Consider the following 23,822-nt stretch of genomic DNA (forward strand, 5'->3'; position numbering starts at 1 on the left):
ACGAGAGGACCGACCATGACGCAGCGGGACGCGAGCCAGGCACCCACCCTCGAGGACCCCCGGGTCGTCAAGGGGACGAGGCCGCGCTACGAGATCCACGTGGACGATTCCGGCGAGCCCGCCGGCTACACCGTCATCCACGACGTGGAGATCGGCGGCCAGCGGCAGCGGATCTTCCCCCACACCGAGGTCAAGGAGGAGTTCGGCGGCCACGGGCTGGCCTCCACCCTGGTCCGCCGGGCGCTGGACGACTCGATCGCGGACGGGTTCAGGATCGTCACGGTCTGCCCCTACGTGAAGGGGTGGGTGGCCAAGCACCCCGAGTACGCCGAGCACGTGCTCCCCACGACCCCGGAGCACCTGCAGGCGCTCGACCGCCGCTGAGCCGTGGCACCCCGGGCCACGCGTCCGCGGTGCCGCGCCAGGCGGCCCGCGGGACCCGCGCCGGATCCCTCGAGTGGACCGGCCGGGAACGGCGAAGGGCCCGGGCCATCTGGCCCGGGCCCTTCCGTGGTCGGGGTGACAGGATTTGAACCTGCGGCCTCGTCGTCCCGAACGACGCGCGCTACCAAGCTGCGCCACACCCCGTGGAGGGTGATTCCGCGCCGTGACCGGCTGGGAACCACAGTGAACTATCCTAGACCCCTCATCCCGGTTTCGCCAAAACGAGCGGTTCGGTACCGGGTCCTCGGTCCGTCACCGATCCCGGAGCACGGCGTCCGGCCGACCGGGACGGGTGCCGCGGTGCTCCACCGGGCGCCGGGGGCGCCAAGGGGACCGGGGCACCCGAGGAATCGAGCCTCGTGGCCCCGCCGGGACCTAGACTGGCCCCAGCGAGTGCCTCCCGCCGCTCCCGGGCCCGCCGGGACGACGAGTACCCCCGAGGGGCGCCGCGCAGTGCGGAGGAGGTCCGTGACGACCAGCGGCGACGAGACCGGGGGGCCAGGCGGCCTTCTCCGCTCCCGGCCCCACCTGGTGGGGCTGGTGGCCTTCCTCGTGCTGTTCGTCGCCGTCCTGCTGGCCTCCGGGTCGGTCCTGGCGGCGCTCCTGGCCGGCGCCCTGGGCTACGCCACCGGGTATTTCCTCACCCCGGCCGCCGGCAGCACCTACTCCTCCGGTGTCCCGGTCCGGGGCGCCACGAGGGATGAGATGAGGGACCGCCTCGCCGCGTTCCAGGACACCCTGCGCCAGAACCGGGGCAGGATCCCCCCGGCGGCGGACCGCGAGCTCGGGTCCATCGGCATGCACCTGCGGGAGATGATCGACCGGTGGGACGACGTCGCCCGCGCCCCGGAGCAGCGGATGGCCCTGGAGTCCATCGTCTACCGGTACCTGCCCTCCACGCTCGAGGTCTACCTCCGCCTCCCCGATTCGGCCAAGCCCGCCGCGGCGGGAGAGTGGACGCGGCAGCTGCGCCTGCTCGGGACCGAGGTCACCGCCAACCGCGATGCCGTCCTGCGGCACGACCTCGAGGCGATGCGCGCCAATGGCCGCATCCTCGAGCAGCGGTTCGAGGACGGCGACCTGCGGATGTTCCGGGAGAACGGACTATAGGCGCCCCGGTCACGCCCCCCGCCGGGCCGGACCGGGCAGTGCTGCCCGGACGGAGCTCACGTCCGCCCTGGTCGTCCCCCGGCGAACCGGGCATAGGCGCCCATGAGCACGGCCCATTCCTCGACCGACGACGCCGGACCGGTGATCGCGGCCGTCACGGTCGTGCCGGACGGGACCCCCGGCGTGGGCGCGAAGCCCACCACGGCGTCGCAGGAGGGGCCGGCGCCCGTACGCCCCAGCCAGCCGACCCACCGGAAGTGCAGGCCCTCGGCGTCCACCGCCCCGATCCGGGCCCAGGAATGGCGCCTGCCGTCCTCGCCCTCCTCGACCAGCAGACCGTCCTCGAGGCCCACGTGACTGCCCTCGCCGCAGGCACGCATCTCCGCGGGCCACCACAGGTGCGGATACTCGAGGAACGCCTCCACCGCCTGGTCCTCGGCCAGCGGGACCTCCGCCGTCAACAGCCGCGGTGCGGGCGCATCGCCCCCGGCGGACGTGCCCGGGGCCTCGGCACCCGGCGACACGGGACCGCCCGGCGACGGGTCCTGTCCAGCGGGAGGCCGGGCGAAGGGATCGTGGAAGATGCTCTCGGACATGGGCACCATCCTCTCACCACCCGGCCGGCGCCCTGGGCATGGAGGGGTGGTGTCGGTGGCGCTGGGGTGGGGGGTGTTAAAGGCCAGGAGCCCTGGACCGTGTGGTCCAGGGCTCCTGGTGAATGGTTGTCCGGCGGCGTCCTACTCTCCCACATCCTCCCGGATGCAGTACCATCGGCGCTGTGGGCCTTAGCTTCCGGGTTCGGAATGGGACCGGGCGTTTCCCCCACGCTATGACCGCCGTAACCCTGTGACCGCCCTGTCCGGGCCCGTGCCCCGCACTCCCCGGGTGGGGGGTGGGGTGGGCCGCCGTGTCGGGGGTGGCTTGGTGGTTACAACACTGTGGTTGCACTGTTCAATTGTACCCATACTGGGCCCCGGCCGGGCCCGGCGTGCCGGGGGGCTGGTGGGGTGCCCGGGGTGGTGCCCCGGGCTGGCCGCCCCCCGCGGGGGGTGGTGGTTCGGTCGGGTTGTTGTTCCGCAACCGCATAGTGGACGCTGCGCACCTGGCCCTCCCCGGCCGGTGAAGCCCGGCCCGGGGGTGGTGTTGTGTGTTTAAGTTGTCGGCCTATTAGTACCGGTCGGCTTCACAAGTCGTTGGTCCTTGCTTCCACGTCCGGCCTATCAACCCAGTGGTCTGCTGGGGGCCTCCCACCCACGAGGGGTGTGGAAATCTCATCTCGAAGCTGGCTTCCCGCTTAGATGCTTTCAGCGGTTATCCGTTCCGAACGTAGCCAATCAGCGGTGCACCTGGCGGTACAACTGACATACCAGAGGTTCGTCCGTCCCGGTCCTCTCGTACTAAGGACAGACCTTCTCAAATTTCCTGCGCGCGCAGAGGATAGGGACCGAACTGTCTCACGACGTTCTGAACCCAGCTCGCGTACCGCTTTAATGGGCGAACAGCCCAACCCTTGGGACCTACTCCAGCCCCAGGATGCGACGAGCCGACATCGAGGTGCCAAACCATGCCGTCGATATGGACTCTTGGGCAAGATCAGCCTGTTATCCCCGAGGTACCTTTTATCCGTTGAGCGACGGCCGTTCCACAACGGGCCGCCGGATCACTAGTCCCGACTTTCGTCCCTGCTCGAGATGCCTCTCTCACAGTCAAGCCCCCTTGTGCACTTGCACTCGACACCTGATTGCCAACCAGGCTGAGGGGACCTTTGGGCGCCTCCGTTACATTTTGGGAGGCAACCGCCCCAGTTAAACTACCCATCAGGCACTGTCCCTGACCCGGATCACGGGCCGAAGTTAGATGTCCAATGTGACCAGAGTGGTATTTCAACGATGACTCCACGAGCACTGGCGTGCCCGCTTCACAGTCTCCCACCTATCCTACACAAGCCACACCGAACACCAATACCAAACTATAGTAAAGGTCTCGGGGTCTTTCCGTCCTTCTGCGCGTAACGAGCATCTTTACTCGTAGTGCAATTTCGCCGAGTTCACGGTTGAGACAGCGGGGAAGTCGTTACTCCATTCGTGCAGGTCGGAACTTACCCGACAAGGAATTTCGCTACCTTAGGATGGTTATAGTTACCACCGCCGTTTACTGGGGCTTAAATTCTCCGCTTCGCCTTGCGGCTAACAGGTCCTCTTAACCTTCCAGCACCGGGCAGGAGTCAGTCCGTATACATCGTCTTGCGACTTCGCACGGACCTGTGTTTTTGATAAACAGTCGCTTCCCCCTGGTCTCTGCGGCCCCGATCCCCTCCATCCAGCGCGTGGATGTCAGGGTTGGGGCCCCCCTTCTCCCGAAGTTACGGGGGCATTTTGCCGAGTTCCTTAACCATGATTCTCTCGATCGCCTTGGTATTCTCTACCTGACCACCTGTGTCGGTTTGGGGTACGGGCGGCTGGAACCTCGCGCCGATGCTTTTCTTGGCAGCATAGGATCACCGGATCCCCCACCTGGTGGGGGCCTATCGGGTCTCAGGCTCACGTCCGGCGGATTTGCCAACCGGACACCCTACGCCCTTGGACCAGGTCATTTCCATTGCCTGGCCCGGCTACCTTCCTGCGTCACACCTGTTAATGCGCTTGCCTCCCCGGTTCAGGTCCCGCGCTTGCCCGCCACGCGCCCCCGAAGGGGCGTCCAGGCGGGTTCGGGCGGTTAGTATCACCGGCTCGGCAGGGGCGGTTCTTCGCCGGTACGGGAATATCAACCCGTTGTCCATCGACTACGCCTGTCGGCCTCGCCTTAGGTCCCGACTTACCCAGGGCAGATTAGCTTGACCCTGGAACCCTTGGTCATCCGGCGGACGGGTTTCCCACCCGTCTTTCGCTACTCATGCCTGCATTCTCACTCGTGCACAATCCACCGACGCTTCCGCCCCGGCTTCACCTCGTGCACGACGCTCCCCTACCCATCCAGCAGATGCTGAATGCCACGGTTTCGGCGGTGTGCTTGAGCCCCGCTACATTGTCGGCGCGGAATCACTTGACCAGTGAGCTATTACGCACTCTTTCAAGGGTGGCTGCTTCTAAGCCAACCTCCTGGTTGTCACAGCAACTCCACATCCTTTCCCACTTAGCACACGCTTGGGGGCCTTAACCGGTGGTCTGGGCTGTTTCCCTCTCGACCATGAAGCTTATCCCCCACGGTCTCACTGCCACGCTCTGACTTCCCGGCATTCGGAGTTTGGCTGACGTCAGTAACCTTGTAGGGCCCATCAGCCATCCAGTAGCTCTACCTCCGGGAAGAAACACGTGACGCTGCACCTAAATGCATTTCGGGGAGAACCAGCTATCACGGAGTTTGATTGGCCTTTCACCCCTACCCACAGCTCATCCCCTCCATTTTCAACTGAAGTGGGTTCGGTCCTCCACGCGCTCTTACACGCGCTTCAACCTGGCCATGGGTAGATCACTCCGCTTCGGGTCTAGACCGTGCCACTAAATCGCCCTATTCAGACTCGCTTTCGCTACGGCTTCCCCCCACGGGTTAACCTCGCGACACAGCACTAACTCGCAGGCTCATTCTTCAAAAGGCACGCCGTCACCCCGCAGGGCTCCGACGGATTGTAGGCACATGGTTTCAGGTACTATTTCACTCCCCTCCCGGGGTGCTTTTCACCATTCCCTCACGGTACTGATCCGCTATCGGTCAACAGGTAGTATTCAGGCTTACCAGGTGGTCCTGGCAGATTCACACGGGATTTCTCGGGCCCCGTGCTACTCGGGCACACTCACTAGGCGGCGGAACGCATTACGGCTACGGGACTCTCACCCCCTACGGTCAGGCATCCAAACCTGTTCGCCTATACGCCCGCACCTCACCACCCCAGGCCGGCAGACCTGGGACGCAAAGGCCCACAACCCCGAACACGCAACCCCTGCCGGGTATCACACGTGCACGGTTTAGCCCCATCCGCGTTCGCTCGCCACTACTGACGGAATCACATGTTGTTTTCTCTTCCTGCAGGTACTGAGATGTTTCACTTCCCTGCGTTCCCTCCAACCGGCCTATGTGTTCAACCGGCGGTCACACGCTCGTCGGCGTGCGGGGTTCCCCCATTCGGAGATCCTGGGCTCAACGTCCGGTTATCGACTCCCCCAGGCTTATCGCAGATTCCCACGTCCTTCATCGGCTCCTGTTGCCAAGGCATCCACCATGCGCCCTTGAAAACTTAGCCACACAACGGCCAAGCCTCGATGAGCATAAGACACCCACCACGCCGGCACCCCCGAGGGGACACCACGGGCGGGCATCGAAAGATGACTACATTCTCGGCGCCGCCACACCACGCCAGGGGGCGTGGGCATGACGGCAAAATAAGATGCTCGCGTCCACTATGCAGTTCCCAAACAACAACCCGCGCCACACGCCCCCACCCGCGCCGGCACCCCCCACGAGGAGGAGAACCCACGCACCACGGTGTCTCGGTGCAGCCGGAACCAGACCACAGGCCCGGAACAACCACCCCCCGGCCACCCCACCACGACGGGCAGGGCGCCACCGGGATCGGCGGCCGGTCCTGTTGTCCCAGGACCCAACAGTGTGCCAACACCCCCACGCCCATCCACCCGGGGTCCTCCTTCCACACGCCGGCGCGACACCCCAGGACAACCCCCGGGGCGCCCATTCCAGGCGCAGTACTGCAAGGACCACCGGCCGGTACGGCCAGGGGCACCATTCGTTGATGTTCCACCCATGAGCAACCCGCCGGTCCACACGCGGGACCGACACGGGCACCAAATGGACCACCCCGGTAACCCCCGCACCTGGTGCGGGACGAGATGGCCATGCGCTCCTTAGAAAGGAGGTGATCCAGCCGCACCTTCCGGTACGGCTACCTTGTTACGACTTAGTCCCAATCGCCAGTCCCACCTTCGACGGCTCCCCCCACGAGGGTTGGGCCACCGGCTTCGGGTGTTACCGACTTTCGTGACTTGACGGGCGGTGTGTACAAGGCCCGGGAACGTATTCACCGCAGCGTTGCTGATCTGCGATTACTAGCGACTCCGACTTCATGGGGTCGAGTTGCAGACCCCAATCCGAACTGAGACCGGCTTTTTGGGATTAGCTCCACCTCACAGTATCGCAACCCATTGTACCGGCCATTGTAGCATGCGTGAAGCCCAAGACATAAGGGGCATGATGATTTGACGTCGTCCCCACCTTCCTCCGAGTTGACCCCGGCAGTCTCCCATGAGTCCCCGGCACGACCCGCTGGCAACATGGAACGAGGGTTGCGCTCGTTGCGGGACTTAACCCAACATCTCACGACACGAGCTGACGACAACCATGCACCACCTGTGAACCCGCCCCAGAGGGGAAGGACCATCTCTGGCCCGGTCGGGAACATGTCAAGCCTTGGTAAGGTTCTTCGCGTTGCATCGAATTAATCCGCATGCTCCGCCGCTTGTGCGGGCCCCCGTCAATTCCTTTGAGTTTTAGCCTTGCGGCCGTACTCCCCAGGCGGGGCACTTAATGCGTTAGCTGCGGCGCGGAAACCGTGGAATGGCCCCCACACCTAGTGCCCAACGTTTACGGCATGGACTACCAGGGTATCTAATCCTGTTCGCTCCCCATGCTTTCGCTCCTCAGCGTCAGTAACAGCCCAGAGACCTGCCTTCGCCATCGGTGTTCCTCCTGATATCTGCGCATTTCACCGCTACACCAGGAATTCCAGTCTCCCCTACTGCACTCCAGTCTGCCCGTACCCACCGCAGATCCGGGGTTAAGCCCCGGACTTTCACGGCAGACGCGACAAACCGCCTACGAGCTCTTTACGCCCAATAATTCCGGATAACGCTCGCGCCCTACGTATTACCGCGGCTGCTGGCACGTAGTTAGCCGGCGCTTCTTCTGCAGGTACCGTCACTTGCGCTTCTTCCCTACTGAAAGAGGTTTACAACCCGAAGGCCGTCATCCCTCACGCGGCGTCGCTGCATCAGGCTTGCGCCCATTGTGCAATATTCCCCACTGCTGCCTCCCGTAGGAGTCTGGGCCGTGTCTCAGTCCCAGTGTGGCCGGTCACCCTCTCAGGCCGGCTACCCGTCGTCGCCTTGGTGGGCCATTACCCCACCAACCAGCTGATAGGCCGCGAGTCCATCCAAGACCGATGAATCTTTCCACCCCCACACCATGCGATGGAGGGTCGTATCCGGTATTAGACCCGGTTTCCCAGGCTTATCCCAGAGTCAAGGGAAGGTTACTCACGTGTTACTCACCCGTTCGCCACTCATCCACCCCAGCAAGCTGGGGCTTCAGCGTTCGACTTGCATGTGTTAAGCACGCCGCCAGCGTTCATCCTGAGCCAGGATCAAACTCTCCGTAAAAAACTACAGAAGAAACAACACCACGCCCGGCGGAAAACCCGGCACGGCATCATTCAATCCCTGGCAAGAGGCCCTCCACCACACGGGGGTGCGGCGGTCAGGCCATCCACCAATTTCAAACAATTGGCATCAACAAACTTGGCACACTATTGAGTTCTCAAACAACAGGCACGTGATCAGTACCGGCGAAGGAAACCGGTTTCACCCGGCCGTTTCTTCGCTTTCCTCATCCGCGGCTTTCAAAGCGTAGTCCCTCTTCCCCGGCCCGTCAAACCGGCGTTCCCGCCGCGCTCACCGCACCCGGACCGAAGTCCCACCGCCGCCCCCGGACCACCCGCCGGCCGCCACAGCGACCCGCCAGCTCCCCGGAGCAACTTTCCCATCCTAGACCCTCCCGGGCCCCGGCGTCAAACCCGCCGCACCCGGCCGGCCCCCGGCACCAGGCCGGACACCGCCCCAGTCAAGGACAGCCGCACCACCACCGGAAGGACAACCGCCCCTCCACGCCGTGGCACGAGGAGCAACCCTACACCCCCACCCACCCCCACGCAAACCGGGACCCGCACGGGGCCCGTCCGGCCCCGGCCGCATGCCCGTCATCCACGCCGTCACCGCGCGGACAACCGGCGGCTGACCGGGCCGGAGCGCGGGAGGACCCCGCCCGGCCCGTGGCCGGTCGGGGTCCTCTCGGGGGGGTGCGGCGGGCGGTGGCCCGCCCGGGTCAGCGGACGGGACGGAAGTACACCGTCGCCAGCGGGGGCACCACCACGCGGGCGGTCGCCGGCTGGCCGTGCCAGGACTCCTCCACCGCGGTGATGGTGCCGGCGTTGCCGACCCCCGAACCGCCGTAGGTCTCGGAGTCGGTGTTGAGGACTTCCTCCCACTCCCCCGCCAGGGGCAGTCCCAGCTGCACGTCGTGGTGCGGGGTCCCGGCGAAGTTGGACACGCACACGAGGGGGCGCCGCTCGCCACCGGTCTGCTCGGGGTCGGACCAGCGGATGAAGGAGAACAGGTTCCGGTCGCCGTCGTTCTGGTCGATCCACTGGAACCCGGCCGGGTCGTTGTCCCGGCTCCACAGCTCCGGGGCGTCCCGGTACACCCTGTTGAGGTCCCGGACCGCCTTCATGAGGCCCTTGTGCTGCGGGTTGTCCGTCAGCCACCAGTCGAGCCCGTGGGACTCCTTCCACTCGGACTCCTGGCCGAACTCGGATCCCATGAACAGCAGCTGCTTGCCGGGGTGGGCCCACATGTACCCGTAGTAGGCGCGCAGCGAGGCCAGCTCCTGCCAGCGGTCACCGGGCATCTTGCGCAGCAGCGAGCCCTTGCCGTGCACCACCTCGTCGTGCGAGAGCGGCAGCACGTAGTTCTCGCTCCACGCGTAGACGAGCGAGAACGTCATCTCGTTGTGGTGCCAGCGCCGGTTGACCGGGTCCTCGGACATGTAGGCGAGCGAGTCGTGCATCCAGCCCATGTTCCACTTCAGCCCGAAGCCCAGGCCGTCGTTCTCGGTGCTGGCGGTGACGCCGGAGAAGGCGGTGGACTCCTCGGCGACCATGACGATCCCCGGGTTGCGCTTGTACGCCGTGGCGGTGGCCTCCTTGAGGAAGCTGATCGCCTCGAGGTTGTGGTTGCCCCCGTGCACGTTCGGCACCCACTCCCCGTCCTTGCGGGAGTAGTCCAGGTAGAGCATGGAGGCCACGGCGTCCACGCGCAGGCCGTCCACGTGGAACTCCTCGAGCCAGTACAGGGCGTTGGCCACGAGGAAGTTGCGCACCTCGGTCCGGCCGTAGTCGAAGACCAGGGTGCCCCAGTCGGGGTGCTCGCCCTTGCGCGGGTCGGCGTACTCGTAGAGCGGCGTGCCATCGAACTTCGCCAGCGCCCACTCGTCCTTGGGGAAGTGCGCCGGCACCCAGTCCAGCAGGACGCCGATCCCGGCCTGGTGCAGCCGGTCCACGAGGTACTTGAAGTCGTCCGGGGTGCCGAACCGCGAGGTCGGGGCGTAGTACCCGGTGACCTGGTAGCCCCACGAGCCGCCGAAGGGGTGCTCGGCCAGCGGGAGGAACTCCACGTGGGTGAAGCCCTGCCAGGAGACGTACTCCACGAGCTGGTCCGCCATCTCGCGGTACCCCAGCCCGGGCCGCCACGACCCGGCGTGCACCTCGTAGACGCTCATCGGGCCGTCGTGCGGGTTCGTCCGGGCCCGGCGCTCCATCCACTCCTGGTCGCCGAAGACGTAGCGGGAGTCGTCCACGCGCGAGCCGGTCGCCGGCGGCACCTCGGTCCAGCGCGCCATCGGGTCGGCACGGTCGCGCCAGTGCCCGTCCTGGCCGAGGATCGCGTACTTGTACACCGTCCCGGCGCCGATGCCGGGGACGAAGATCTCCCACAGCCCCGAGTCGCCCAGCGAGCGCATCGCGTGCTGGCGCCCGTCCCAGCCGTTGAAGTCGCCCTTGACCCGCACGGCGCGCGCGTTGGGCGCCCACACCGCGAAGGAGGTGCCGGTGATCTCCCCCTGCGGCGAGGAGTAGCGGCGCACCCGGGAGCCCAGGGCCGTCCACAGGGTCTCGTGCCGGCCCTCGCGGAACAGGTGCTGGTCGAGCTCGCCGAGGGTGGGCAGGTAGCGGTAGGGGTCGTCCTGCTCGGCGGGATCGGCCCCGGGCAAGGACACGAGGATGCGGTAGCCCGGGACGTGGCCCGGCTGGGTGGCGCGCGCGGTGCCGACCCAGACCCCCTCGTGCTCGTGCCGCAGCGGCACCTCGGTGCCGTCGTCGAGCCGGACGGAGACCTCCTCCGCCAGCGGCCGCAGCACCCGGAAGGTCACGGTGTCGTCGCCGTCCAGGTGGGCACCCAGCACCTCGTGGGGCTGGTGGTACCGGCCGTGCGCGACGGCGTCGAGCACCTCGGCGTGCACCTCGAGGGGCGCCGGGGCCGGGTCCCCCGCCGGGCCGGCCTGCAGGGTCGGTTCCATGTTCTCCGCGTCCATCGGATCCTCCTCGGGTTCGCGCTCGGTGACTGCCCCCACCGTATCGGGGGACGGCCCGGTGGCAACGGGGGCACCGGCCTCGGCGGCCGCGCCGTCGGTGCCGGCGGTGCCGCGGCCGAGCGCCCGGCGCACGGCCGAGGCGGGCACCTCGACCCAGTCGGGGCGGTGCCGCAGCTCGTACGCCGTCTCGTACAGGGCCTTGTCCAGGAGCAGGGCGGTGAACACCGTGGAGGCCGTGTCCACCGGCGCGCCGACCGTCCGGCCGTAGCCCTCGAGGAAGGCCTCCTGGGTGCGGGCCGTCCACTCCGGGGCCCCCGCGAGGGCGCCGGCGTAGTCGAAGGAGCGCAGCATCCCCACCACGTCGCGCAGCGGCAGGTCCCAGCCGGAGCGCTCCCCGGCCTCGCGCAGCGGCTCGCCCTCGAAGTCCAGGACGGTCCACCGCGTGGTGCCGTCCTGGGCCGAGGCCAGCACCTGGCCCAGGTGGTAGTCGGCGTGGATGCGCTGCAGCGGGGGCAGCGCCGCGGCCGCCTCCGGCGAGCGCAGCGAGTCCAGCACCTCCCGCACGCGCCCGGCGTGGTCCTCCCCCACCGTGGCGGCGGCCTGGCGCCAGCCCCACTCGATCCGGCCCGCGAGCTCCTCGAGCACCCCGGGCGTCCCGGACGGCCCCGCCGGCGCCTGCCGGGTGCCGAGGGTCTCGGCGAGGGCCAGGTGCAGCCGGCCGGTGGCCGCGCCGATCCCGGCGGCCTCGCCCGTGAAGTCGGTGCCCGCGGCCGCGGACTCCGTGGCGACGCGCCAGGCGTCGCGGGAACCGGTGATGAACTCCCGCAGCACGCAGGCCTGGCCGGACACCCAGCCGTCGGCGGTGTCCTCGGCCGGGGTGCCGCCCGGGGCCCCGGGCGCCCGCCAGCCGGCGGTGACCGAGCCGTACGTCACCGGGACCTCGCTGGAACCGGCGCCGGACAGCGCCAGGCCGATCTCGACGTCGGGGTTCGCGCCCGCGGCCAGGACGCGGAAGAACTTCAGGATCAGCGTGCCGGGACCGGCCTCGATGACCACGGAGGTGTTGGACTGCTCGCCCTCGAGCATCCGCGCCCGCAGGGTGCCGGCCTCGAAGGCGGGCCAGTCGCCGAAGCCGGCGTAGGCGTGGCCGCCGGAGCGGCCGTCCGCCGTCGGCAGCTCCCGGCGCATCATCTCCAGCCAGGCGGCCACGAACTCGGGGTCGCGCGCGCCGTCGTAGACCCAGCGGGGCCCGTCCGGGGAATCCCAGCGGCCGACCAGGGCCGAGGCACCCTCCTCGAGCTCGTCCTCCCGCACGGCCAGGGGCACGGACAGGGTCACGGTCTCCCCGTCACGGGCCGCGGTGATCACGTGCAGCTGCGGCCGCACCCCCGCGGTGGTCCCCGACAGGCGGATCCCGCCGACCCGGTCCAGGGTGAAGTCCCCGGTCAGGGGGAACCAGCGCTGGGAGGGCAGCCAGCCCTCCAGCAGCGCCGGCAGGGTCGTGGCGGTGTTCGGCTCGGTGGTCATCGGATGCTCCCCGCAGACATGTCCGGAGTGATGACCGGCAGGGCGGTCGTGTAGGGGTTCGGCCTGCCGGCCAGGGCGGTCCGCTCGCCGCCGGCCATCAGGTCCGGGCCGGTGCGCAGCCGCAGCCAGTAGAAGCCGTGGCCCGGCAGGGTGACCGGCAGCCGGCCGTCCGCACCGATGTCCAGGAAGGGCCGGCCGCCGAACACGTCGCGCAGCCCGCGGCCCTCGTAGCCGGGCACGGACAGCCACGTGGCCACCGGGTCCGGGGACAGGTTGAACACGCACAGCACGGTCTCCGGGTACAGGTCCTCGTCGTCGCTGACCGGCAGGTCCCGCACGAAGGCCAGGACCTGCTCGGCCTCCGCGTGGACCATGGAGAAGTCCCCCAGGCCGAAGACGGGGTGCTTCTTGCGCACCGCGAGCGTCTCCCGGACCCAGTGCAGCAGCGAGCCGTTCGAGGCGAGCTGGGCCTCCACGTTGACGTGGTTGTAGTGGTAGACGAGGGACTGGATCACCGGCAGGTAGAGCTTGCCGGGGTCCGCGTCCGAGAACCCGGCGTTGCGGTCCGGGTTCCACTGCATCGGCGTGCGGGAGGCGTCGCGGTCGGGGAGCCAGATGTTGTCCCCCATGCCGAGCTCGTCGCCGTAGTACAGGAACGGCGAGCCGGGAAGGGACAGCAGCAGCGCGTGGATCAGCTCCAGCTCGGACCGGCTGTTGTCCAGCAGGGAGGCCAGCCGGCGGCGGATGCCCACGTTGGCGCGCATGCGGGAGTCCGGCGCGTACCAGCCGAGCATGGCCTGGCGCTCCTCGGGGGTCACCATCTCGAGCGTCAGCTCGTCGTGGTTGCGCAGGAAGGTGCCCCACTGGGAGCCCGCCGGGATCTGCGGGGTCTCGGCCACCGCCTCGAGGATCGCGGTGGCCTTGTGGTCCCGCAGCGCGTAGAAGATCTTCGGCATGATCGGGAAGTGGAAGCACATGTGGCACTCCGGCTGCTCCTCGGTGCCGAAGTAGTCCACCACGTCCGCCGGGGGCTGGTTCGCCTCGGCGATGATGACGCGCCCCGGGTACTCCGCGTCCACCATGGCCCGCAGGTCGCGCAGGAAGACGTGCGTGCGCGGGTCGTTCTCGCAGTCGGTGCCGTCCTCCTCGTACAGGTACGGGATGGCGTCCGCGCGGAAGCCGTCCACGCCCATGTCCAGCCAGTACCGGACCACCTCGTAGAGGGCCTCGATCACCGCGGGGTTCTCGAAGTTCAGGTCCGGCTGGTGGGAGAAGAACCGGTGCCAGAAGAACTGGCGGCGCACCGGGTCGAAGGTCCAGTTGGACTCCTCCGTGTCCACGAAGATGATGCGCGCGTCCTGGTACTTCTCGTCCGTGTCCGACCAGACGTAGAAGTCCCCGTACGGCCCGTCCGGGTCCGAGCGGGACTCCTGGAACCACGGGTGCTGGTCCGAGGTGTGGTTGAGCGGCAGGTCGATGATCACCCGCAGCCCGCGCGCGTGGGCCTCGGCCACGAGGCGCTTGAAGTCGGAGACCGTGCCGAAGTCGTCCAGGACCTCGTAGAAGTCCGAGACGTCGTAGCCGCCGTCGCGCAGCGGCGAGCGGTAGAACGGCGGCACCCACAGGCAGTCCACGCCCAGCCACTGCAGGTAGTCCAGCTTGTTGATCAGCCCGTCGAAGTCCCCGGACCCGTCCCCGTTGCCGTCGTGGAAGGCCCGCACGAGCACCTCGTAGAACACGGCGGTGCGGAACCAGTTCGGGTCGTGGGAGATGCCGTGGGTGTGCAGCTGAAACGAGTTGGCCATCGTCGGGGGTTCTCTTCCGTAGTCTCCTGCGTCGGTCGGGGGCGGGGCGCCGGTCAGTCCCGGCGCACGACGCGCAGCACGTGCGCCGGCTCGACGTGCGGGTCCAGCCGGACGTAGTTGTGCTCGCCCCACTGCCAGCGGGAGCCGGTGATGAGGTCCTCGACCTCGAAGCGGCCCTCCGCGTCCAGGTCCTGCGGCCGCAGGTCGAGGGCGGACAGGTCCAGGGTGGCGGTCGCCTCGCGCGTGTTGTGCGGGTCCGTGGTCACCACCACGATGATCGTGTCCGCGTGGCCCGGCAGGGACTCCACGAGGCCCGCGGCGTCCGGAACGCCCGGGAAGACCGTGCCCGTCCCGTCCCCCGCGCCCGTCCCGACGGCGGCGTGCCAGCCCTCCGGCCGGTGGCGCCGGGTCTTGGAGAAGGCGAGGATCGCGTCGTTGTCCACGCGGTGCAGGGTGAGGTTCTGCAGGTCCTGCAGGGCGGGGTGGGCCCGGCGGATGTGGTTCAGCCGGGTCAGGAAGGGCGCCAGGGAGCGCCCCTCCGCCTCCGCGGCGGCGTAGTCCCGGGGCCGGAACTCGTACTTCTCGTTGTCGATGTACTCCTCCGCCCCGGGCCGGGCCACGTGCTCGAAGAGCTCGTAGCCGGAGTACATGCCCCACAGCGGATTGGACATGGTGGCGAGCACGGCGCGGATCTTGAACGCCGCCGGGCCGCCGAACTGCAGGTACTCGGTGAGGATGTCCGGGGTGTTGACGAAGAAGTTCGGCCGGTAGAACGCCGCGGTCTCGGCCGTCACCTCGTGCAGGTACTCCGCGATCTCGTCCCGGGTGTTCCGCCACGTGAAGTAGGAGTAGGACTGCTGGTAGCCCACGCGGCCGAGGGCGTGCATCATGGCCGGCCGGGTGAACGCCTCGGCCAGGAAGACGACCTCCGGGTGGCGGCGGTGCACCTTGGCGATCAGCCACTCCCAGAACCACAGCGGCTTGGTGTGCGGGTTGTCCACGCGGAAGATCTTCACGCCCCGGGCGATCCACAGCTCCACCACGTCCAGCACGGCCCGGCGCAGCCCGCGCGGGTCGTTGTCGAAGTTCAGCGGGTAGATGTCCTGGTACTTCTTCGGCGGGTTCTCCGCGTAGGCGATCGAGCCGTCCACGCGCGTGGTGAACCACTCGGGGTGCTCGCGCACCCAGGGGTGGTCCGGGGAGCACTGCAGCGCCAGGTCCAGCGCCACCTCCATGCCCAGCTCCGCCGCGCGGTCCACGAAGCGGGCGAAGTCCTCCTCGGTGCCGAGCTCGGGGTGGATCGCGTCGTGGCCGCCGTCCTCGGAGCCGATGGCCCACGGCGAGCCGGGGTCCTGCGGGCCGGCGGTGAGCGTGTTGTTCGGGCCCTTGCGGTGGGCGTGCCCGATGGGGTGGATCGGCGGGAGGTAGACGACGTCGAAGCCCATCCGGGCGATCGCCGGGAGGCGCTCGGCCGCCGTCGTGAAGGTCCCCGAGGTCCAGGTGCCGGACTCGGGGTGGTAGGCCGCGCCCTCGGAGCGCGGGAAGAACTCGTACCACGCGCCGCGGCCGGCGAGCGCCCGCTGGACGTCCAGCGGGTACCGCGGCGAGGGCGAGACGAACTCGCGGATCGGCCGGGCGGCCAGCACCTCGGCCAGCTCGGGGTCCTCCGCGGCGGTGAGCCGCTCGGCGGTGTCCCGCGAGCCGTCCTCGAGCCCGCGCGCGGCCCGCTCGAGGATGACGCGGTCGGCCTCGGAGCGCTCGGGCTCGGCGGCGGCGCGGCGGAACAGGGCGCCGCCCTCGGCGAGCATCAGCTCGACGTCGATGCCCGCCTGGATCTTCACCGTGGCGGCGTGGTGCCACGTGGCGTAGGGGTCCGACCAGCCCTCGACCACGAGGGCGTGGGGGCCGACCTGCGCCGGGCGCAGGACGGCCCGGTACTCGTCGAGGCCCGGGGCCCCCTCGTGCATGCGCACGCGCTGGACCTCCTCGCCGGAGGGGCCGTAGAGCACGGCGGTGGCCCCCAGCCGGTCGTGTCCCTCGCGGAACACGGTGGCGCGCACGGGGATGTCCTCCCCCACGACGGCCTTGGCCGGGTGCGCGCCGCAGTCGACCACCGGCTGCACGCCGGTGACGGGGATGCGGCCCGCCGTGACCTCGGTACGGGACATCGGGACGGTGTTCGGATTCCTGGAAGCCTCCACGCGGTCGACGTTACCGGTGCCGTCAACCGCTGGCCAACGCCATCGGCCCTTCTCGGACGGACGCGCCCCGTGCGGCGGGGCGCGCGGCCGGGTGCGCGCCCCGGTGCGCGGCGGGGCGTACGGCGGGGTATTCAGCCCGCGGCCACGCGGGCGTCGCACGGGGTTCACCCGCGCCGCCGGGGCCGATCCCGGCGGCGTGGATAATGGGCCCTGTGAAGGCCATTCGTCGGTTCACCGTCCGCACCCACCTGCCCGCCTCGATCGCCGGCCTGGGCCGCCTGGCCACCAACCTGCGGTGGTCGTGGCACCCGGAGACCAAGAGGCTGTTCCACGACCTCGACCCCGCGGCGTGGCGGCGGCTGGACCAGGACCCGGTGGCCCTGCTGGGCTCCTTCGACCGGGCCCGGCTCGCCGAGCTCGCCGCGGACGAGTCGATCGTGCGCCGGGTGGCCGCGGCCACCGAGGACCTCGACCGCTACCTCACCGAGGACCGCTGGTTCCAGCACGAGTCCGCCGGCTGGGAGGTCCCCCCGCGCTCGATCGCGTACTTCTCCCCCGAGTTCGGCATCACCGCCGTGCTCCCCCAGTACTCCGGCGGCCTGGGCATCCTCGCCGGCGACCACCTGAAGTCCGCCTCGGACCTCGGGGTGCCGGTGATCGGCGTGGGCCTGCTGTACCAGTCGGGCTACTTCAAGCAGTCGCTCTCGCGGGACGCCTGGCAGCAGGAGACCTACCCGGTCCTGGACCCGGACAACCTGCCGCTGTCCCTGCTCAAGCACCGCGACGGCACGCCCGCCCTGGTCTCCCTGCCGTTGCCGGGCCACCGCACCCTGCACGCGCAGGTCTGGCGGGCCGACGTCGGGCGCGTCCCCCTGCTGCTGCTGGACTCCAACGTCCCGGCCAACGACGACACGGCGCGCTCCGTCACCGACCGGCTGTACGGCGGCGGCGGCGAGCAGCGCCTGCAGCAGGAGCTGCTGCTGGGCATGGGCGGCGTCCGGGCGCTGCGCCTGTTCGCGGAGCTGACCGGCACGGAGGCCCCGAGCGTCTACCACACCAACGAGGGCCACGCGGGGTTCCAGGGGATCGAGCGGATCGAGGAGCTCATGGCCGCGGGGCTCGACTGGGAGAGCGCCCTGTGCTCCGTGCGCGCCTCCACCGTGTTCACCACGCACACCCCCGTGCCCGCCGGGATCGACCGCTTCGACCGCTCGCTCGTGGAGCAGTTCTTCCGGGCCGGCCTGGCCCCGAGCGTCCCCGTGGAGGAAGTCCTGGCCCTGGGGGCCGAGGACTACGACGGCGGCCACCGCGGGCTGCACAACATGGCCGTGATGGGCCTGCGGCTGGGCCAGCGGGCCAACGGGGTGGCGCGGCTGCACGGCCAGGTCTCCCGGGAGATGTTCCGGGGCCTGTGGCCGGGCTTCGACGCCGACGAGGTCCCGATCACCTCCATCACCAACGGCGTGCACGCCCCCACGTGGGTCTCCAGCACCGTCTCCGACCGCGCGATCGAGCTGTTCGGCACCTCCGCGGTGGCCGGCCCCGACTGGGGGCGGGTGTGGGACGTGCCGGACGAGGAGCTGTGGGAGGTCCGCCGGACGCTGCGCCGAGCGCTCATCGCGGACGTCCGCGCCCGGCTGCGGTCCTCGTGGCTCAAGCGGGGCGCCTCCGAGGCGGAGGTGGCCTGGACGGCCTCCGTGCTGGACGAGGACGTGCTGACCATCGGCTTCGCCCGGCGCGTGCCCACCTACAAGCGGCTGACCCTCATGCTGCGCGACCCCGCGCGGCTCAAGCGGCTGCTGCTGGACCCCGAGCACCCGGTCCAGCTGGTGGTGGCGGGCAAGTCCCACCCCGCGGACGAGCAGGGCAAGCTGATGATCCAGGAGATGGTCCGGTTCGCCGACGACCCCGAGGTCCGCCACCGGATTGCCTTCCTGCCGAACTACGACATCCAGATGGCCTCCACCCTGATGCCCGGCTGCGACGTGTGGCTCAACAACCCGCTGCGCCCGCTCGAGGCGTGCGGGACCTCGGGGATGAAGGTGGCCATGAACGGCGGCCTGAACCTGTCCGTGCTGGACGGCTGGTGGGACGAGATGTTCGACGGCGAGAACGGCTGGGCCATCCCCACCGCCTCCTCCGCGGCGAGCACCGGGGAGCGGGACGACATCGAGGCCGCGGCCCTGTACGACCTGCTGGAGAGCCAGGTGGTGCCCCGGTTCTACGGGGCCGAGCGCTCCGACCAGGCCGGCGCGGCGGGGCCCTCCGCGGCCTCCCGGGACGGGCTGCCGCACCAGTGGATCGCCATGGTCAAGCACACCATGGCCACCCTCGGCCCGGCGATGTCCGCCGACCGCATGGTCCAGGACTACGTGACGCGGCTCTACCGGCCCGCCGCCGCCGCGGGGCGGGTGATGGACGGCGACGACTTCGCCCGGGCCCGCGAGCTGGCCGGGTGGAAGACGCGCGTGCGCTCGGCGTTCGGGCGCGTGGCCGTGGAGCACGTGGACTCGCTCGGCGTCTCGGAGGAGCCGCAGGTCGGGGACGAGCTGCAGGTCTCGGCCTACGTGGACCTCGGCGACCTGGAGCCGGCGGACGTGTGCGTCCAGGCCGTGTACGGCCGGGTCGCCACCGAGCCCTCCGGCAGCCTCGACGAGGACCGCCTCGTGGACACCTCCGCCCTCGAGCTGTCCCCGGCCGAGGACCTCGGCGAGGGCCGCTGGCGGTTCGCCGGCTCCCTGCTCATCGACCGGTCCGGGGCGTTCGGCTACTCCGTGCGGGTGCTGCCGCGGCACGAGCTGCTGGCCTCCCCGGCGGAGATGGCGCTCGTGGTCAACGCCGGCTGACCCCCTTCCGGCGCAACTGGAGGTCGATTCCGCCCCGTCTCGCGCCCGGAATGGCCCGGATCCGGGGCGGAATCGACCGCCAGATGAGGGGTCAGGCGGGGGTCAGGCGGGCGAGCCGGGGGTCCAGCCGCGGGCGAGCAGCGCGGCGCGGGTCTTCCGCACCGCGGGGGCCCAGTCGTCGCGGGCGTGGCGCGCGCTGAACCGCAGCTCCATCCAGTCCACGGACTGCAGCCGTTCCGCCCGCTCGATGTCGCGCTGCACCTGGAGCGGCCCGGAGTGGTGTTCCCCGTCGTACTCCAGGTCGATCCGCAGGTCCTGGTAGGTCAGGTCCCCGCGGTGCAGCCGTTCCCCCGTGAGCGGGTGGACGATCCACTGGTTGACGGCCGGCTCCGGCAGGCCCGCGTCCACGAGCGCCAGCCGGAGGGAGGTCTCCTGGGGAGAGTCCGAGCCGACGCGGGCCCGGTCCAGGGCCAGCCTCGCCCTGCGGATGCCCGGCTTGCCCCGGTGGGCGGCCAGCAGGTCCCGCAACCGCTCGGGCGTGCTCAGCGGGAGCCGGTCCCACTGGCCGCCCCACACCGGGTTGAACAGCCAGTCGGCCCACAGCACGAGCCGCCGCTCGCCCGCCGCCCGGGCCAGGTCCAGCCACGTGCGGCCCGGCGTGGTCACGGCGATCCCGCCGACCCGCACCACCTCCGAGGGCAGGACGAGCCCCCGGCGTCCCGTCGTCCCCCGGACGCGGGACCGGCGGTCGCCGGCGACCGACAGCAGGTGCAGCTCCTCCGGCACCCGCGCCCCGGGGAACCCCCACACGAGCGCGGCCGACCCGTGGGAGGCCACGTCCGCCCCCGCCGCCGTGGTGGCCCGCAGCAGCGAGAGGTGCAGCTCGGCCTCGTCCCGGGCGCGCCGTTCCGGGCTGTAGAGACCGTGCAGGTGGCGTTCCGCCCGGGCTCCCTGCAGTCTCCGGCGGCCGATGCCCAGCTCCCGGGCCTCGGCGACGGTCACGATGTCGGGCACGCTGGCCGGCAGGTCCATGCGCCCAGCGTGGCCGGGGACCGCCGCCCGGGGTGACCGGGCCGCCGTCGGGGTGGACGGCGGGGGCGCTCCCGGGGGCTGTGGAGGTCCCGCTCCCCGGCCCCTCCCCACCGCCCTCGGCATCTGGCGGTCGATTCCGCACCGTTCCGGGCCGCCACGGCGCCGAGACCGGGGCAGATTCGACCGCCAGTCGCGCAGGGGTGCGCAGGGGTAGGCAGGGACGCGGAGGGGTGGGGTCAGACGGAGTAGAGGGTGATCGAGTTGCCCTCGATCGTGTCCCGGTCCCCCGGGGAGAACTGGGCGCCGCGGCGCCGGTCCCCGTGGCGGCAGGTCGCCAGCTGCAGCTCGAAGGACTGCAGGGCCGAGCCGGCGTCATCCATCACCCCGCGCACGGACTCCGGGGTGGGCAGGCGGAACGAGGTCCTGTCCAGGGCGCCGTTGAACACGATCAGCCCCGTGCTCCGCCCCCCGGGGACGCCGATCAGCAGCTGGAGCAGGCGGCGGGACGGGTCCGACCAGTCGTCCGGCGTCATCGGCAGGCCCCGGTCGCTGAACCACATCAGGTACCCGGGCTCCCGGGACGGGTAGGAGTACGGCTGCCCGGCGAGGAACTCCTTGCGGATCGCGATCAGCCGGCGCGTGGTGGCCAGCATCCGCTGCTGGCGCTCCTCGAGGTCCCAGTCCGTCCAGGAGATCTCGTTGTCCTGGCAGTACGCGTTGTTGTTGCCCCGCTGGGTGCGGCCGATCTCGTCCCCGGCGGTGATCATCGGCACGCCGAGGGAGACCAGCAGCGTGGCCATGAGGTTGCGGGCGGTCTGGGCGCGCGCGTCCCGGATCGCCTCGTCCTCCGTGGGCCCCTCCACCCCGTGGTTGTAGGAGCGGTTGTGGGAGTTGCCGTCCCGGTTGTCCTCGCCGTTGGCCTCGTTGTGCTTCTCGTTGTAGGACACGAGGTCGCGCAGCGTGAACCCGTCGTGGGCCGTGACGAGGTTGACCGAGGCCAGCGCCGAGCGCCCCGAGCCGGCGAACAGCCCCGCCGAGCCGGCCAGGCAGTCGGCCAGCCGCGCCGTGGACCCGCCCGAGCCGCCGTGCTCCATGGCCCCGCGGTCGGCGACCCAGAAGTCCCGCACGACGTCCCGGAACCGGTCGTTCCAGTCCGACCAGCCGGGCGGGAAGTGCCCCGTCTGCCAGCCGCCGACCGCCACGTCCCACGGCTCGGCGATCAGCTTGGTGCCCGCCAGCACGGGGTCCGCCTGGGCGGCCACGAGGAAGGGGTGCCGGCTGGTGAAGTGGTGCGCTTCGTCCCGGCACATGGTCACGGCCAGGTCGAAGCGGAACCCGTCCACCTGGAAGTCGGTCACCCAGCGGCGCAGCGAGTCCAGGGTCATCCGCACCACCTGCGGGTCGGTGAAGTCCAGGGCGTTGCCGCAACCCGTGGTGTCCAGGTAGCCCCCGGACGCGTCGTGCCGGTAGTACTGCCGCTCGCCCAGGCCGCGCCAGCAGAAGGTGGGGCCGCCGGGTCCCTCCTCCGCCGTGTGGTTGTAGACCACGTCCAGGATGACCTCGAGGCCGGCCTCGTGCAGGAGCTTGACCATGCCCTTGAACTCGTCCTGGATCGCCTTCGGGCCGCCGGCCCGGGCGGCCGCGGTGGCGTAGCCGGGGTGCGGGGCGAAGAAGCTCACGGAGTTGTAGCCCCAGTAGTTGACCAGGCCCTTGTCCTGCAGGTGGTCCTCGTCCCGGTGGTGGTGGACCGGCAGCAGCTCGACGGCGGTGATCCCCAGCTCCTGCAGGTACCGCACCATGACGGGATGGGCCAGCCCGGCGTAGGTGCCGCGCAGTTCCTCGGGGATCCCCGGGTGCAGCCTGGTCTGGCCGATGACGTGGGCCTCGTAGACGATCGTGTCCCGCAGCGGCACGTGCGGGCGCTGCACCCCGCTCCAGTCGAAGTCCCGCGGCACCCGCACGGACCAGTACCGCCCGCCGCGCTCCACCACCGCGTCCCCGTAGGGGTCGAGCAGCAGCTGGGGCAGGGCCCGCTCCTTGCCGGACGTCGGCCGGCCCGTCCGGGACAGCCCGGGGATGCGGCGGTCTCGGGGCACGAACGCGTAGAGGCTGCCGTGGCCGATCCCGGGCACGGTGCCGTGGTGCACGCGGTCCGTGACGTCGAAGAGCGGGGCCCGCTGCAGGTCGGCCGCCGTGGGCACGGCGTCCACGGGGAAGCCGGGCCCGGTGTACACCACGTCGAGCGCCTCCTGGCCAGGGGCGTACACCGCCACGTTGACGGCGCCGGGGACGTCCACCACGCCCGGGACGCAGTCCGCGATCCCCAGCGGGAACGGCCGGGACCGGTGCCCGGTGACGTGGTGCAGCGGCGCGGGCACGGACGCGGTCGGCAGGGAGGCCATGGCCGTCAGGAACCCCCGGCCCGGTCCCCGGAGCGCTGGACGGCGATCTCGTACAGGGAGATGCCCACCGCCATGGAGGCGTTGAGGGACTCCATGTCCGAGGCGATCGGGATCGAGACGACCTGGTCGCAGTGCTCCCGGACGAGCCGGGACAGGCCCTTGCCCTCCGAGCCGACCACGAGGCACACCGGCTCGGTGGCCAGCGGGAGCCCGGGCAGGGACCGGTCCCCGCCGCCGTCGAGGCCCAGGACGAAGATGCCCAGCTTCTTGAACTCCTGCAGGGCGGTGTTGAGGTTGCCCGCCTGCGCCACGGGGACCCGCACCGCGGCGCCGGCCGAGGTCTTCCACGCGGTGGCGGTGACGCCCACGGACCGGCGGGCGGGGACCACCACGCCGTGCGCGGAGAAGGCGGAGGCCGAGCGGATGATGGCGCCGAGGTTGCGCGGGTCGGTGATGCCGTCGAGCGCGATGAACAGCGGCGGGGCGGACTGGTAGCCGCGCTCCCACTTCTGCACGGTCTCCCGGGCCAGGTCCAGGGCGTCGGCGTACTCGTAGGGCGGGACCTGGAGCACGAGCCCCTGGTGGACGGCGTCGTCCGTCATCCGGTCCAGCTCGGCCCGGCTGTCCTCCATGACGGCGATGCCGCGCTCGGCGGCCAGCTTCAGCGCCTCGCGCACCCGCTCGTCCATCTCCACGCGGGTGGCCACGTGCAGGGCCTTGGCCGGGATGCCGGCGCGCAGGGCCTCCACCACGGAGTTGCGGCCGGCCACGGTCTCGTCCGCGTGGCGGGAGCGGGTGTTGCGGCCACCGCGCTTGGCGGTGGAGCGCTCGGCGAGCTGCTTGGCGCGGTGGGCCTTGTGGTAGACGCGGTCCTCGGCCTTGGGCGTGGGGCCCTTGCCCTCGAGGGCCTTGCGGCCGTGCCCGCCGGTGCCCTTGAGGGGACCCTTCTTCCCGCTGTTGCCCCGCGAGGAGGATCCGGAACGGGGTGCTGCGGCCATGTCGGTGGTGCCTTTCTGGCGACGGACGGTCGGACGGGTCGGCGGGCGGGACGCGCTCGGCCGCACCGCCCGGCGCCGGTCGGTCCGC

At 70.2% G+C, this 23,822-nt stretch carries 10 protein-coding genes, 1 tRNA gene and 3 rRNA genes; 3 read left to right on the forward strand and 11 right to left on the reverse strand.

Annotated elements, in window-relative coordinates:
* The first annotated feature begins 15 nt into the window (after window positions 1-15).
* On the forward strand, window positions 16-384 hold the full coding sequence (locus E7744_RS12115; RefSeq protein WP_137774335.1) for a GNAT family N-acetyltransferase: 369 nt from the start codon (window positions 16-18) through the stop codon (window positions 382-384).
* Between the two features lie 127 nt (window positions 385-511).
* On the opposite strand, the gene E7744_RS12120 is transcribed toward E7744_RS12115, so the two are convergent.
* Window positions 512-588, reverse strand: a tRNA-Pro gene (locus tag E7744_RS12120).
* Window positions 589-912: 324 nt separating this feature from the next.
* Between E7744_RS12120 and E7744_RS12125 the strand changes: the two genes are divergently transcribed.
* Entirely contained in the window at window positions 913-1,554 is a 642-nt protein-coding gene (locus tag E7744_RS12125; protein ID WP_137774336.1) for a hypothetical protein, read from the forward strand.
* A 56-nt stretch (window positions 1,555-1,610) separates the two neighbouring features.
* Here E7744_RS12125 and E7744_RS12130 read toward each other — a convergent pair whose 3' ends face one another.
* From E7744_RS12130 to E7744_RS12160, 7 genes are all read right to left on the reverse strand, one after another.
* Complete coding sequence (locus E7744_RS12130; protein WP_137774337.1) at window positions 1,611-2,150, reverse strand: hypothetical protein; 540 nt, start codon at window positions 2,148-2,150, stop codon at window positions 1,611-1,613.
* A 128-nt stretch (window positions 2,151-2,278) separates the two neighbouring features.
* Window positions 2,279-2,395, reverse strand: a 5S ribosomal RNA gene (rrf, locus tag E7744_RS12135).
* Window positions 2,396-2,701: 306 nt separating this feature from the next.
* A 23S ribosomal RNA gene (locus E7744_RS12140) occupies window positions 2,702-5,791 on the reverse strand.
* A gap of 623 nt (window positions 5,792-6,414) precedes the next feature.
* Window positions 6,415-7,940 (reverse strand): 16S ribosomal RNA (locus E7744_RS12145).
* The 16S, 23S and 5S rRNA genes sit together here, the layout of an rRNA operon.
* 721 nt (window positions 7,941-8,661) lie before the next feature.
* Entirely contained in the window at window positions 8,662-12,450 is a 3,789-nt protein-coding gene (gene glgB / locus E7744_RS12150; RefSeq protein WP_137774338.1) for a 1,4-alpha-glucan branching protein GlgB, read from the reverse strand.
* On the reverse strand, window positions 12,447-14,255 hold the full coding sequence (gene treS, locus E7744_RS12155; RefSeq protein ID WP_137774339.1) for a maltose alpha-D-glucosyltransferase: 1,809 nt from the start codon (window positions 14,253-14,255) through the stop codon (window positions 12,447-12,449). Before treS ends, glgB begins: the two co-directional genes overlap by 4 nt.
* A 53-nt stretch (window positions 14,256-14,308) precedes the next feature.
* Window positions 14,309-16,423 (reverse strand): alpha-1,4-glucan--maltose-1-phosphate maltosyltransferase, encoded by a 2,115-nt coding sequence (locus E7744_RS12160; RefSeq protein WP_137774340.1) that lies wholly within the window; start codon window positions 16,421-16,423, stop codon window positions 14,309-14,311.
* A gap of 245 nt (window positions 16,424-16,668) precedes the next feature.
* Here E7744_RS12160 and glgP point away from each other — a divergent pair, with 245 nt between their 5' ends.
* The gene (gene glgP, locus E7744_RS12165) at window positions 16,669-19,302 is read left to right on the forward strand and encodes an alpha-glucan family phosphorylase (RefSeq protein ID WP_210417109.1); all 2,634 of its coding nucleotides are present in this window, start codon (window positions 16,669-16,671) and stop codon (window positions 19,300-19,302) included.
* A gap of 102 nt (window positions 19,303-19,404) precedes the next feature.
* On the opposite strand, the gene E7744_RS12170 is transcribed toward glgP, so the two are convergent.
* The 3 genes from E7744_RS12170 to rlmB form a co-directional block, all read right to left on the reverse strand.
* Window positions 19,405-20,334 carry a hypothetical protein gene (locus tag E7744_RS12170; protein WP_137774342.1) on the reverse strand — a complete coding sequence of 310 codons (930 nt, stop codon included), beginning with the start codon at window positions 20,332-20,334 and terminating at the stop codon, window positions 19,405-19,407.
* 236 nt (window positions 20,335-20,570) lie between these two features.
* Window positions 20,571-22,736, reverse strand: coding sequence for a glycogen debranching protein GlgX (glgX, locus tag E7744_RS12175; protein WP_137774343.1), 2,166 nt, complete (start codon window positions 22,734-22,736; stop codon window positions 20,571-20,573).
* Window positions 22,737-22,741: 5 nt separating this feature from the next.
* The gene (rlmB, locus tag E7744_RS12180; protein WP_137774344.1) at window positions 22,742-23,734 is read right to left on the reverse strand and encodes a 23S rRNA (guanosine(2251)-2'-O)-methyltransferase RlmB; all 993 of its coding nucleotides are present in this window, start codon (window positions 23,732-23,734) and stop codon (window positions 22,742-22,744) included.
* Window positions 23,735-23,822: the final 88 nt, after the last annotated feature.

Origin of the sequence: Citricoccus sp. SGAir0253 (assembly GCF_005877055.1) — a bacterium.
Taxonomy (GTDB): Bacteria; Actinomycetota; Actinomycetes; order Actinomycetales; family Micrococcaceae; genus Citricoccus.